The sequence below is a fragment of the Nocardioides sp. genome, from assembly GCF_034670285.1.
In the GTDB taxonomy this organism is placed as follows: Bacteria; Actinomycetota; Actinomycetes; order Propionibacteriales; family Nocardioidaceae; genus Nocardioides.
The window spans coordinates 1-13003 of sequence record NZ_JAXMNS010000046.1 but is presented as its reverse complement, the minus strand read 5'-3'; the positions used below and the strand labels follow the sequence as shown (position 1 = coordinate 13003).

The following is a 13003-nucleotide window of genomic DNA, read 5'->3' as shown; positions in this document are numbered from 1 at the left end:
GGCGACCTCCTCCACGACCCGGTGGGCCTTGGAGGAGGGGATCAGGTCGACGCGCCACTGCGGGCGCCAGTCGTTGTCCCAGTAGCAGACGAGGTCGGTGGGCTGGTACTCCTCGACGAGACGGGCGATGTAGCCGAGCAGCCCGCGCACGGCGTTGACGTTGGTGCCGTCAGGGGCGGAGTACTCCGGAACGCCGTAGAAGGCGCGGAAGTACATCGAGGCGGTGTCGAGCAGCATCAGGCGTCCGGGTTCGCTCACGGCCGCATCCTGTCACGGTGCACCTGTTGCGGCGCGGCGCCCAGGTCTCGAAACAATCTGCGGCGACAACCCGATTTACCCATACGCTGACGCCGTGACCCCCACCGAGCTCGAAGTCACCGACCGACGCATCCTCGAGCTGCTCGCAGCCGACGGGAGGATGTCGTTCACCGACCTCGGCAAGGCGACCGGTCTGTCGACCTCGGCCGTGCACCAGCGCGTCAAGCGTCTCGAGCAGCGCGGTCTGATCCTCGGCTACAGCGCGGTCATCAACTACGAGGCAATCGGACTGCCGCTCACGGCCTTCATCTCGATCCGCCCGATCGACCCGTCCCAGGCCGACGACGCGCCGGACCGGCTCAGCGCGACCGCCGAGATCGAGTCGTGCTGGTCGGTGGCGGGTGAGGACTCCTACCTGCTCAAGGTGAGGGTCTCGAAGCCCTCCGACCTCGAAGAGTTGCTGGCCAGGATCCGGGCGGTCGCCAACGTGGCGACTCGCACCGAGATCGTGCTCTCGACGTACTACGAGAGCCGTCCGGTCACCGGATCCTGCGCGAGCGACTAGTAGGCCTGCAGCGCCGCCATCCGTCGCGACGCCTCGGCCACCTCGGCGGCCTTGAGCGCTGAGGTGTCGAGGTCACCGTGCGCGGCCCACCACGCCTGACCCTCGGCGGGCAGGGTGTGGATCGGGTCGTAGTACTCGTAGGTGCGCTGGAGCGCGTCCGCCGACTCCAGCTCGATCGAGGTGCGGTAGTTCTTCGTCCAGTGCGAGATGCCGCGCACCTCGTCGTAGGACTCCAGCTGGTGCACCCAGCGCTTGCCGACGAAGGGGACGTCGCACACGATGCGTGGCGTCGCGAAGCCGGGCAGGTAGCCCATGATGTGGTGCTGGAGACGCTGGGCGTCACCGACTGAGACCCGCCAGTGCTCCGAGTACGGGATCATGTCGCACATGTAGAAGTAGTAGGGCATGATCTGCGCGCCGTCGAGCAGACCGAAGCAGAGGTCGAGCAGCGCGTGCGGGTCGGCGTTGACGCCGTTGAGCAGCACGCCCTGGTTGCGCACGTCGCGCACGCCGGCGTCCAGCATCGCCCGCGACGCCTCCGCCACCAGCGGGGTGATCGAGTTGGCGTGGTTGGCGTGGGTGTGGATCGCGATCGAGACCCCGCGCGAGCGTGCGGTGCCGGCGACCCGGGTCATCCCCTCGACGACGTCGGGCTGGAGCCAGTGCTGGGGGAGTCCGACCAGGGCCTTGGTGGCGAGTCGGATGTCGCGGATGTTGTCGATCTCGAGCAGCCGGGTGAGGAAGTCCTCGAGGCGAGGCCACGGCATGTTGGCCACGTCGCCGCCCGAGACGACCACGTCGCGCACCGACGGCGTGCGGCGCAGGTAGTCCATCATCGAGTCGAGCCGGTCGGTGGGCTTGGCGACGAACTTGAGCTTGTCGACCGTGGGAGTCGAGTTGCCCACGAGGTCCATGCGGGTGCAGTGGCCGCAGTACTGCGGGCAGGTCGGCAGCAGCTCGGCGAGGACCTTGGTGGGGTAGCGGTGGGTGAGGCCCTCGGCGACCCACATGTCGTGCTCGTGCAGGGAGTCGCGCGTGGCGTGGGGGTGCGAGGACCAGTCGGTACGGCGGTCGGAGAAGACCGGGATCATGTAGTGACGCACCGGGTCGGCGTAGAACGCGTCGGTGAGGGAGCCGGGGCCACCCGGCACGTCGTGCGGCACCATTGTGTTCATCATCTGCGGCGGCACGAGCATGCTCATCGTCGCGCGCTCGGCCTGGTCGCGCTCGAGGTCGGCGTAGAAGCGCTCGTCGACGAGGTCGCCGAGCAGGTCGCGCAGCTGGCGCACGTTCTTGACGCAGTGGGAGCGCTGCCACTGCACGGAGGCCCAGTCGGCAGCGGTGACGTCGCGCCAGCCGGGGAACCTCGTCCAGTCGGGCTCGACCAGCTCGACGCGCCGATAGGGGTAGGGCTGCGCGGCGTCCGGTCGTGACAACGCGGCGACGGACGTCTCGATGCTCATCTGCTCTCCCAGGGTGTTGGTGGTGGCGTACGCCACATCCATCACTAGACTAGGCGAAGATAATCACGCGCGCACGCTGGCACGCCGCAAGATTTACGGCCTCCAACGTCTTGAGGAAGAGGTAATCGTTGATGCCCCGCACGGGAACCGCCGATCCGACGGGGCTCCACCGAGTTCTCGACCGCCCCCTGGTGCTGCCTCAGGCGGCGCAGCGACTCGACACCGGTGCCGACCTCTGGCCCGACGAGGTGCGGATCCGCGTCGAGAAGCTCAATCTCGACGCCGCCTCCTTCCGCCAGCTCGAGCGCACGCACGCTGTCGACGGACGCCCGGACGGCGACGCCGTGCGCGCCGCGGTGCTGGCGATCGTCGCGGAGCGCGGCAAGATGCAGAACCCCGAGACCGGCTCCGGCGGGATGCTGATCGGCGTCGTCGAGGAGGTCGGGCCGGGCTCGACCCTCGGGCTCGACGTCGGTGACCGCGTCGCCACCCTGGTCTCCCTGACCCTGACGCCCCTGGTGATCGAGGACGCTCTCGCCACCTGGGACGGCCTGGGCGAGCAGGTGCCGTGCGACGGCTACGCAGTGCTGTTCGGCCGTTCCATCGCGGCCCGGCTGCCCGCCGACCTCGCCCCCGACCTGGCCCTCTCGGTCATGGACGTGTGCGGTGCGCCGGCGCTGACGTCCCGGGTGGTCGCGGAGTACGTCGAGCGGGGGAGTCGACCGGTGGTCGCTGTCGTGGGAGGTGCCGGCAAGTCCGGCTCGCTGAGCCTCGCCGCTGCGCGTCGGGCCGGAGCACGCACGACCATCGGCGTGGTGCCTCACGACGCGGAGGCCGCGCTGCTGGCTGCCGCCGGACTGGCCGACGAGGTCGTCATCGCAGACGCCCGCGACCCGCTCGCCCTGCGCGGTGCCGTTGCCGGTGCCGGCGGTCCGGCCGACGTGACCGTGGTGTGCGTCGACGTGCCCGGCTGCGAGGGCGGCGCGGTGCTGGCCACCGCCGAGGGTGGCACGGTCATCTTCTTCTCGATGGCCACCTCGTTCGCTGCCGCAGCCCTCGGCGCCGAGGGCCTGGCCGCCGACGTCCGCATGCTCGTCGGCAACGGCTACGTGCCGGGGCACGCTGAGCACGCCCTCGCCCTGCTCCGCGAGGATGTCGGTGTCCGCTCCCTCTTCGAAAGGCGGCTGCAGCATGCCTGAACGGCCCTCCACACGACTCGTCCTCCGCGGCGGCAGCGTCCTCGACGGCCTGGTCGAGCACCACGCCACTGCCGTGGGGGTGGAGAGTGGGCGGATCGCCTTCACCGGCACCGACCAGGAGGCCGAGGGCTGGATCGGCACGGGCCACGGCGCCCCCATGGTGATCGACCTCGACGGCGCGGCCGTGGGAGCCGCGTTCGTCGACAGCCACGTGCACACGGTGCGCACCGGCTTCGCCCTCACCGGGCTGACTCTCGAGGGGGCGCGAAGTCTCACCGAGGTTCTCGATGCAGTGTCAGGGTTCGCCGCGGCGCACCCTGACGACGCGGTGATCGTCGGACAGGGCTGGGACGAGACCGACTGGCCCGAGTCACGTCCGCCCACCGCCGCCGAGCTCGAGCGGGCCGCGCCCGGACGGCGTAGCTATCTCACGCGTGTCGACGGGCACTCCTCGGTGATCTCGCCGGCGCTGGCGACCCTGGTGCCCGGACTGGCCGACCTGGCGGGGTGGAGCGACGACGGTCGTGTCGAGCGCGACGCGCACCACGCCGTGCGCAACACCCTCGAGACGCTGATCGGCGACGCCGATCGCCTCGGTGCGGCCCGCGCCGCCTGTCGGGCGATGGCGGCCCACGGCGTCATCGGGTTCCACGAGAACGCCGCTCCCCACATCGGTCCGGAGTCGGAGATCGAGCTCGTGCGGCAGGCGGCCGGCGAGACCGGTCTGCGCGCGACCGTCTACTGGGGCGAGCTGATGGCGATCGACACCGCACGCAGGCTCGGCGCCAACGGCCTCGCCGGCGACCTGGTCGCCGACGGCGCCTTCGGCTCGCGCACAGCTGCCATGAGTGCTCCTTACACCGACGCCCCGCACACCTGCGGTCACGCCTACGTCAGCGCCGAGCAGGTCCGCGACCACGTGGTGGCCTGCACCGAGGTCGGTCTTCAGGCGGGCTTCCACTGCATCGGCGACGCCGCGCTCGACGCCATCGGAGAGGGGTTCCGCCGCGCCGCCGAGGTGCTCGGCGCCGAGACCGTACGCCGGGCCCACCATCGCCTCGAGCACGTCGAGATGCCTTCGCCCGACGTCATCGGGGTCCTCGCCGACCTCGGGGTGACCGCGAGCGTGCAACCGATGTTCGACGCCCTCTGGGGCGGGCCCGACGGCATGTACGCCGCCCGCCTCGGCGAGCGGTGGAGCGAGACGAACCCGTTGCTCGACCTCTCGATGGCGGGGGTGCGGCTGGCCTGCGGCTCGGACTCACCGGTCACCGGGCTCGACCCCTGGGCCGCGGTGCGGGCCGCCACGCTCCACCACCAGGTCGAGCAGCGTCTGAGCACCTACGAGGCCTACCGCGCCCACACGCGCGGGAGCAGCTTTGCCGGGCACCCCGACGAGAGCGGCGGGTCGCTGGTGCCGGGCGCTCGCGCGGACCTGGCGATCTGGGACGTCCCGGGCGGACTCGACGACCATCATTTCCCGGTCCTCAGCCCGGACGTCGAGCTGCCGACCTTGCTGCGGCTGCTCGCCGACGGCACCGTGATCTACGAATCGGAGGCCTCATGAGGGGCAAGCTCGACCTCGACCCCGCCACCGTGCGTCACGCGCGCAGCCTGGCCCGCAAGGCCGGTCGCCCGATCGTCACGATGGCCAAGAAGCACACCACCGTCTCGGTGGAGCGCGCCACGCTGCGCCTGGCCGGCCTCGGTGGGGCTGACGAGGAGGGCACGCCTTGGGTCAACCGGCTCGCCGACGTCGTGCGCGCCGACGTCGGTCTCGAGCACGGGATCTCGCTGCCGGTGTGGGACGCGCTCGCGCGTGGCGAGGCCGAGGACCTGCTGACCCTCGCCCAGAAGGCTGCGGCGGGGTCGGTCACCTTCCGCCTGCCCGAGGGCAAGGACGCCACCCGGGCCCGCAAGGTCAGCCGTACGCAGGTCGCGGCCGGCGTACGACGGGTGGACGGTCGTCGCGCCGAGCGGGAGCGCCTCATCAAGCGTCACGGCGACGCGCCGCGCCAGCCGTGGATCTACCTCATCGTGGCCACCGGCGACATCTACGAGGACATCCCGCAGGCCCAGCAGGCGGCGCGCGAGGGCGCCGACGTGATCGCGGTGATCCGCTCGACGGGCCAGAGCCTGCTCGACTTCGTGCCCGAGGGCGCGACCCGGGAAGGCTTCGCGGGCACCTACGCCACGCAGGAGAACTTCCGCCTGATGCGTGCCGCGCTCGACGAGACGAGCAAGGAGCTCGGCCGCTACGTGCGGCTGACCAACTACGCCAGCGGCCTCTGCATGCCGGAGATCGCCGTGCTCGCCGGACTCGAGCGACTCGACATGATGCTCAACGACTCGATGTACGGGATCCTCTTCCGCGACATCAACCCGGTGCGCACCTTCGTCGACCAACGCTTCAGCCGCCAGGTGCACGCCCGCGCGGGCATCATCATCAACACCGGCGAGGACAACTACCTCACCACGGCCGACGCCGTGGAGGCCGCGCACACGGTGACGACGAGCCAGCTGCTCAACGAGTACTTCGCCAAGGAGGCCGGCCTCGAGGACTGGCAGCTCGGCCTCGGTCACGCCTTCGAGATCGACCCTGCCATCCCCGACTCGTTCCGGATGGAGCTGGCCCACGCCCTGCTGGCGCGCGAGGTCTTCCCGAAGGCTCCGTTGAAGTGGATGCCGCCGACGCGCCACATGACCGGCGACGTCTTCAAGGGCAACCTGCTCGACGGTTTCTTCAACCTCGCCGGCGCCCTGACCGGGCAGAGCATCCTGCTGGTGGGCATGATGACCGAGGCCGTGGTGACCCCCTGGCTCTCCGACCGCGACGTGGCGCTGCAGAACGTCCGCTACGTCCTGGACGCCGCCGGGTCGCTGCACGAGGACTTCCACCCGAGCCCGGACGGCTTCATCGCCACCCGCGCGCGCCAGGTGCTGGGGGAGTCGATCGAGCTGCTCGACCGGATCGTCGACGACGGCATGCTCGACGCGATCGCCGACGGCACCTTCGGACTGATGAAGCGGCCGGCCGACGCGGGTCGCGGACTCGACGGCGTGGCCCGCAAGGCCGCCGACTACTACAACCCGGCCAGCGAGATCCTCGAGGAGACGTCATGAGCGAGCCAGTGAGCGATGCGGTGATCGATGCTGCGAGCGATGCGGTGAGCGAGCCGGCGCCCGAGGTGCTGGTCCCGTACGGCGACACGCGCGGCGACGGCATGGTGCAGCTGAGCTTCACCTTGCCCATGCCGCACTCGAAGGTCGCCGAGGGCGCCGCGGCCCAGCTGGCCAACAAGATGGGCATGAACCCCGCCCTGGTCGTGCACGCCAAGCCGATGGGGTCGGGCTTCACGTTCTTCGTCGTCTACGGCCGGGTCAACCACGTCGTCGACCCGAGCAAGGTCGTGGTCGTGGAGCGTGACTACCCGTTGCTGACCCCCAAGGAGGTCAACGCCGCGGTGAAGCGGCGCCTGCGCCGGCGCCTGACCGTGGTGGGCGCCTGCATCGGCACCGACGCCCACACGGTGGGGATCGACGCGATCCTCAACATCAAGGGGTTCGCCGGCGAGAAGGGCCTGGAGTACTACCGCGAGCTGAAGGTCGTGAACCTCGGCGCGCAGGTCTCGGTGCCCCAGCTGGTGGAGCGCGCCCGCGCCGAGCGGGCTGATGCCGTCCTCGTCTCGCAGGTCGTGACGCAGCGCGATGCCCACCTGCTCAACACCCGTGAGATGTCGGCCGCGTTCCGCGAGTCCTACCCATCCGACCGCCGGCCGCTGCTCATCGTCGGGGGTCCCCGCTTCGACGAGACGATGGCCGACGAGCTGGGGGTCGACCGCATCTTCGCCCGCGGCACGACCCCCGGCGAGGTGGCCTCGTTCATCACCCACCGTCTCGCCCCGACCAGCAGCCCCACCACGAGCACCGCCACGAGTAGGAGCGCCTGATGACCGACCCCCGTGACGGCACCACCGTCGTCCACCGCCGCTACGTGCCCTACGCGCACGCGCACTACGCGGGCAACCTGGTCGACGGTGCCTACAGCCTCGGTCTCTTCGGCGACGTGGCCACCGAGCTGTGCATCCGCACCGACGGCGACGAGGGCCTGTTCGCCTCCTACTCCGACGTGCAGTTCGTCGCTCCGGTCCGGGCCGGCGACGTGCTGGAGGTGACTGCGGTCCTGACCCGCGCCGGCACCCGCTCGCGGCTGATGGACTTCACCGTCCACGTGGTGGCCCGCGGCGCTACCACCCCCGACCAGCCCGGAGCAGCTGAGGTGCTCGACCCGCCGTTGCTGGCCACGTCGGCGCGCGGGACGGTCGTCGTACCGGGCTGACGCGCTCCCCGGCATGTCGGACCACGACACGCCGTCAGGGGTGACGAAATGGCCGCGATTTTCACCCCATCGGGGGTTGCTCTGACCTGCGACTTTAGATGTTCGTGCAGGTCAGCGGCCGGTTGACACTCGCGCGCGGCAGCGCAAGTCTGTGCCGTCCGCTCATGCAGGTCGTGGTAGGTGGACCGACGTCCGAGTGGCCGGGGTCGGAGGGGTGTAGCACCAACATCCTGACGCCGCGGTTCGCGGAGGTCGGTCCGCTCCATGAGAGCGACACGGGAGGACCCCCCACACCTGAGACAACGACCCCGTCACGACCACCAGTCGTGCACGGCGGGCGGCCGAGGGCGGGGGCGGGTCCTCCCGGAGCCCTGCAGTGAGCACCCGGACGGTCCCGGTACCGTTCGCACGTGCCCGTCCGGATCCTCGCCGCCCTGGTCGCCGGTGGCGTGCTCTCGCTGGCCTTCGAACCGGTCGCCATCGCCTACCTGATGCCGCTGTCGCTGGCCGTCCTGGCGCTCACGACCCGCAACGTGCGCGTGCGGGCAGGGTTCCTGGTCGGGCTGAGCTTCGGGATCGGCTTCTACTTCCCCCACATCTACTGGATGAGCTCCTCGATCGGTGCGGTCGCGTGGATCGCCCTCGCGAGCATCGAGGCGTTCTTCCACGGGCTCTTCGGGATGGCGGCAGCGGTGCTGCACCGGCTGCGCGCCTGGCCTTTCTGGCTGGCCGGCGCCTGGCTGGCGATGGAGTTCACCCGCTCCACCTGGCCCTTCAGCGGGATGCCGTGGGGGCGCCTGGGCTTCGGGGTCGTCGACACCCCGCTCGCACCCGCGCTCGCCTACGTCGGGGTCAACGGGGTCTCGCTGGTGGTGGCGGCACTCGGCTTCCTGCTGGCCCGGGTGGCATTGGCTGCTCGCGGCGACGAGCGGCTCTACGCGGGCGTGGGGCTCGTCGGCCTCACGTCGGTCGCCGTCGTGCCGTCCGTCGTCCCGTGGACCCTTCCGACCAGCGACCAGGTGACCGTCGCCGCCGTGCAGGGCGACGTGCCGGGAGCCGGCAACGACATCCTGGCTGACTTCCGCGGGGTGACGCAGAACCACGTCGACGCGACCGTGGCCCTCGCCGACGACGTGGCGGCCGGGCTCGCTCCGCAACCCGACTTCGTCCTCTGGCCGGAGAACTCCACGGCGGTCGACCCGTTCCTCGACGTCTCCACCAATGCCCAGATCACCACGGCGGTGACGGCGATCGGAGTGCCGGTCGTGGTCGGGGCGATCGTGGACGCCGGTCCCGACAACATCCTCAACCAGGGCATCGTCTGGGACCCGGTCACCGGTGCGGGGGAGCGCTACACCAAGCGACACCCCGTGCCGATGGGGGAGTTCATCCCCTTCCGCGGCGCGTTCGAGCGTCTCGGGCTCACCGACGGCGGCCAGCTGGCCCGCATCGGGCGCGACATGCTCAGCGGCAAGCGGACGACGCCGCTCGTGGTCGCCGGGATCCCCCTCGCGGACGCCATCTGCTTCGACATCGCCTACGACGACGGCCTCGCGGTGCAGCAGGAGAACGGCGCCGAGCTGTTGACCGTGCAGACCAGCAACGCCAGCTTCATCTTCACCGACCAGGTCGAGCAGCAGTTCGCGATGACACGGGCCCGCGCGATCGAGTCCGGCAAGTACGTCGTCGTGGCAGCGACCAACGGCGTGTCGGGTGTCATCGCCCCCGACGGCAGCGTCGTGGACCGCACCCAGCGGCTGACGCAGGACGTGATCGTCGAGACCGTCGACCTGCGCGCCGGCCTCACTCCCGCGGTGCGCGTCGGCGCGGCCCTCCCGCTGCTGGCCATGGTGTCCAGTGCCTTCGGGCTGCTGCTGGGGCTCGTCTCCTACCGTCGCGGGCGCACGCGGCAGCGGGCAGCAGGTGCCGACGAGTCGCAGCCGACGTCAGCCGACGTCGGAGCCTAGGACCGAGCCCGTGCCCCGCACCGTCATGGTCGTGCCGACCTACAACGAGGCCGACAACCTGGCCTGGATCGTCGACCGGCTGCGCCGCGCCCAGCCGCACGTGCACGTGCTCGTCGTCGACGACGAGTCGCCGGACGGGACCGGTGCCGTCGCCGACGGCCTGGCGGCCCAGGACGAACAGGTCCACGTGCTCCACCGCGCTGCCAAGGGCGGCCTGGGTGCTGCCTACCTCGCAGGCTTCGCCTGGGCGCTCGCTCGCGACTACGACCTGATCGGCGAGATGGATGCCGACGGCTCGCACCAGCCCGAGCAGCTCGGCCGGTTGCTGGACGCGATCACCGATGCCGACCTGGTCATCGGGTCCCGGTGGGTGGCTGGTGGCTCGGTGGTCAACTGGCCCGTCACCCGGACGTTGCTGTCGCGCGGAGGCAACCGCTACGTCCGCCTGCTCCTCGGCATCGACGTCCGCGACGCCACGGCGGGTTTCCGGGTCTTCCGGCGTTCGGCCCTGGAGCAGATCGACCTCTCCGAGGTGCGCTCGACCGGCTACGTCTTCCAGACCGACCTCCTCTGGCGGGCCCTGCACGCCGGGCTCGTCGTGCGCGAGGTGCCGATCGAGTTCGTCGAACGGGTGCGAGGCGACTCGAAGATGAGCGGCACCGTGGCCACGGAGTCGCTCGGGCGGATCACCGCCTGGGGCCTGCGCGAGCGAGGTGACCAGGTCCGGCGGTCCTGGGGTCGACGGCGGGCCCGCAGCCGCCACCTAGACTGACGACATGGCTCGACGACGTCCGATCGGTTGGTTCCTGCTCATCGCCTTCGTGGTGGTGCCGATCGTCGAGATCTACGTGCTGATCCAGGTCGGCCAGGTGATCGGTGCCTGGTGGACGGTCGTGCTGCTCATCCTCGACAGCGCCATCGGGTCCTGGCTGATCAAGCGTGAGGGGTCACGCGCCTTCCGCGCCCTGCGCAGCGCGCTGGAGAGCGGTCGGATGCCCGGCGACGAGCTTGGCGACGGGGCGCTCATCCTGATCGGGGGCACGCTCATGCTGAGCCCCGGCTTCGTGCTCGACATCCTCGGGGTGCTGCTCATCGTGCCGCTGACGCGGCCGCTCTTCCGCGGGGTGCTCTCGCGCGTCGTGACCCGCCGGCTCACCGTCATGGGTCCGTTGGGGGCTACCGGACCTGCGCGGGGCGGGCAGACGAATCGCCCCGGACCCGGGTCCGAAGGACCCGTCGTCCGAGGCGAGGTCGTGGAGGACTGACCCCCACGAGTGTCTGCAGCGCCGAGGAGCGTCAGGCGGTCGCGCGACGCTTCTTGGTGGTCCGGTGCAGGTGTGCCGGACCGATCTGGCCACCGCGCAGGAGGTCGAGACGCTCCTTGAGGATGTCCTCGAGCTCCTTCTCGGAGCGACGCTCCAAGAGCATGTCCCAGTGCGTTCGGACCGGCTTCTCAGCCTTCTCCTCCTTGAGGATGCCCGACGTGCTCAGGCTCTCGGCCCCGCAACGGGGGCACTCCCACACAGCGGGGATGTCGGCCTCGACCGACATCGTGATCTCGAACTCGTGCGCCTGGGGGCAGCGATAACCGACCTGCTGACGAGCAGCGAACTCGATGCCGCGCTCGTCCTCGAAGCTCTGACCGCCCAGCCGTGCGCCACGCAGAGTGCGCTCTGCCATGAGGCACCTCCAACCTTGTTAGGCCTTTGTCGGCCCTTGCAGGCCTGGTCTGATGTCGAGCGGGTGCGCCCGACGTTCTTACAACGGTACCCACATCGCCAAGATTCCACGCATCACCTCTCCAAGAACGACTTCGGGACCTCGTTGCCGGCCTCGCGGATGCCACGCACGGGGTCGAGGCGCAGCAGGAAGAGGGCCCCGAGGACGAAGAAGGCGATCAGGGCCAGCAGCGCGGGCCGGTAGGAGCCGGTGAGCTGGAAGACCAGCCCGAAGGTGAGCGTGCCGAGCCACGACGTACCTCGCTCGGCAGCGTTGTAGAGCGCGAAGTACTCCCCTTCGCGTCCTCGGGGGATCAGGAGGCTGAAGAAGGACCTGGCGAGGGCCTGGGTGCCTCCCAGCACCAGGCCGATGCCGACTGCGACGAGGAGGAAGAGCGGCACGTTCCGGGCCGGCAGGAGGAACGCCAGGACGACGATCGCGATCCACGCGAACGTGCCCCACAGGATCGGCCGATAGCTCCCGTAGCGCGCGGCGATGCGGCCGAAGAGGAGCGCTCCGGCGAAGGCCACGAACTGGATCAGCAGGATCGTGGCGATCAGCACCGACGTGTCGAACTCCAGGGTCTTCTCACCGTAGGTCGAGGCGGCGTAGATGACGGTCTGGATGCCGTCGTTGAAGAAGAGGTAGGCGGCCAGGAACGTCAGCGTCATCGGGTAGTTGCGCAGGTCCTTGAGCGTGCGGAACAGCTGACCGAAGCTGCGCGAGAGCAGCCCGCCGTCGACCGCCTCGACCGCGACCGCCGGCCGGTTGCGAAGGCGTACGAACGGGATGATCGTGAAGCCGGCCCACCAGATGGCCGCCGAGAGCAACGACAGCCGCACCGCCAGCTCCTTGTCGAGCCCGAACGGGCCGACCTGCACCATCACCAGGTTGATCAGCAGCAGGGTGCCGCCACCGAGGTAGCCGAAGGCCCAGCCGCGCGAGGAGACCGCGTCGCGCTCGTCCTCGGTGGAGATGTCGACCAGGATCGCCGAGTAGCTCACCAGCGAGCAGCCGGCGAGCACGCTGCTCACGACGACGGCCACGGCCCCGAGCTTCCAGTCGTCGTCGCGCAGGAAGAACAGCAGGGACGCCGACGCGGAGCCGGCCCAGGCGAAGCCCGCGAGGTGCATCTTCTTGCGGGGTGAGCGGTCGACCAGGGCTCCGACGACCGGCAGCACGAAGGCACTGGTGATCGTGGCAAAGCTGGTGAGGTAGAACGGCAACGACCCGGGGGAGACCGCGAGACCCAGGAGGCTCAGCGTGCGTGAACAGCCCACGACCTCCTCGCCGCAGCCCGCCGCGCGGCCGGCGACGGTGGCCATGTAGGGCGCGAAGAGCACGCTCAGCACCGTCGTGAAGTAGGCCGAGTTGGCCCAGTCGTACCAGTACCAGCCCTTCTGCTCGCGCGTCCTGGCGAGCGGGCCGAGGTCGGCAATGCCGCTGGGTCCGGTGCTCATGTCGTGCTCTCCCTCCACCGACCGTCCTCGACG

12 protein-coding genes and 1 pseudogene are annotated in these 13003 nt (G+C 70.3%); 9 read left to right on the top strand and 4 right to left on the bottom strand.

The window, feature by feature from the left end:
* Positions 1 to 237 (bottom strand): annotated as a pseudogene (locus VOI19_RS03885) (flap endonuclease); the annotation flags it as partial.
* A 115-nt stretch (positions 238 to 352) separates the two neighbouring features.
* Between VOI19_RS03885 and VOI19_RS03880 the strand changes: the two are divergent.
* On the top strand, positions 353 to 823 hold the full coding sequence (locus tag VOI19_RS03880) for an Lrp/AsnC family transcriptional regulator (protein ID WP_323791638.1): 471 nt from the start codon (positions 353 to 355) through the stop codon (positions 821 to 823).
* On the opposite strand, the gene VOI19_RS03875 is transcribed toward VOI19_RS03880, so the two are convergent.
* On the bottom strand, positions 820 to 2286 hold the full coding sequence (locus VOI19_RS03875; protein WP_323791640.1) for a lysine 2,3-aminomutase: 1467 nt from the start codon (positions 2284 to 2286) through the stop codon (positions 820 to 822). The genes VOI19_RS03880 and VOI19_RS03875 overlap by 4 nt on opposite strands.
* 131 nt (positions 2287 to 2417) lie before the next feature.
* Between VOI19_RS03875 and VOI19_RS03870 the strand changes: the two genes are divergently transcribed.
* From VOI19_RS03870 to VOI19_RS03835, 8 genes are all read left to right on the top strand, one after another.
* Positions 2418 to 3485 (top strand): L-erythro-3,5-diaminohexanoate dehydrogenase, encoded by a 1068-nt coding sequence (locus tag VOI19_RS03870; RefSeq protein ID WP_323791637.1) that lies wholly within the window; start codon positions 2418 to 2420, stop codon positions 3483 to 3485.
* Positions 3478 to 5052: an amidohydrolase gene (locus VOI19_RS03865; protein WP_323791636.1), complete on the top strand. Its 1575-nt coding sequence runs from the start codon at positions 3478 to 3480 to the stop codon at positions 5050 to 5052. The genes VOI19_RS03870 and VOI19_RS03865 overlap by 8 nt, the downstream gene beginning before the upstream one ends.
* Positions 5049 to 6608 (top strand): lysine 5,6-aminomutase subunit alpha, encoded by a 1560-nt coding sequence (locus VOI19_RS03860; RefSeq protein ID WP_323791635.1) that lies wholly within the window; start codon positions 5049 to 5051, stop codon positions 6606 to 6608. Before VOI19_RS03865 ends, VOI19_RS03860 begins: the two co-directional genes overlap by 4 nt.
* Complete coding sequence (locus VOI19_RS03855; RefSeq protein ID WP_323791634.1) at positions 6605 to 7435, top strand: OAM dimerization domain-containing protein; 831 nt, start codon at positions 6605 to 6607, stop codon at positions 7433 to 7435. Before VOI19_RS03860 ends, VOI19_RS03855 begins: the two co-directional genes overlap by 4 nt.
* Positions 7435 to 7824, top strand: coding sequence for a hotdog domain-containing protein (locus tag VOI19_RS03850; RefSeq protein ID WP_323791633.1), 390 nt, complete (start codon positions 7435 to 7437; stop codon positions 7822 to 7824). The genes VOI19_RS03855 and VOI19_RS03850 overlap by 1 nt, the downstream gene beginning before the upstream one ends.
* 410 nt (positions 7825 to 8234) lie before the next feature.
* Positions 8235 to 9791, top strand: a complete 1557-nt coding sequence (lnt, locus tag VOI19_RS03845) for an apolipoprotein N-acyltransferase (protein ID WP_323791632.1) — start codon at positions 8235 to 8237, stop codon at positions 9789 to 9791.
* 10 nt (positions 9792 to 9801) lie between these two features.
* Complete coding sequence (locus VOI19_RS03840) at positions 9802 to 10563, top strand: polyprenol monophosphomannose synthase (protein ID WP_323791631.1); 762 nt, start codon at positions 9802 to 9804, stop codon at positions 10561 to 10563.
* A gap of 4 nt (positions 10564 to 10567) precedes the next feature.
* A complete protein-coding gene (locus VOI19_RS03835) occupies positions 10568 to 11056 on the top strand; it encodes an FxsA family protein (RefSeq protein WP_323791630.1) in 489 nt (162 codons plus the stop codon).
* Positions 11057 to 11087: 31 nt separating this feature from the next.
* On the opposite strand, the gene VOI19_RS03830 is transcribed toward VOI19_RS03835, so the two are convergent.
* Complete coding sequence (locus tag VOI19_RS03830; protein WP_323791629.1) at positions 11088 to 11471, bottom strand: RNA polymerase-binding protein RbpA; 384 nt, start codon at positions 11469 to 11471, stop codon at positions 11088 to 11090.
* 113 nt (positions 11472 to 11584) lie between these two features.
* Positions 11585 to 13003, bottom strand: a 1419-nt coding sequence (locus VOI19_RS03825; protein WP_416366318.1) for an MFS transporter, incomplete at its 5' end; no start/stop codon positions are given.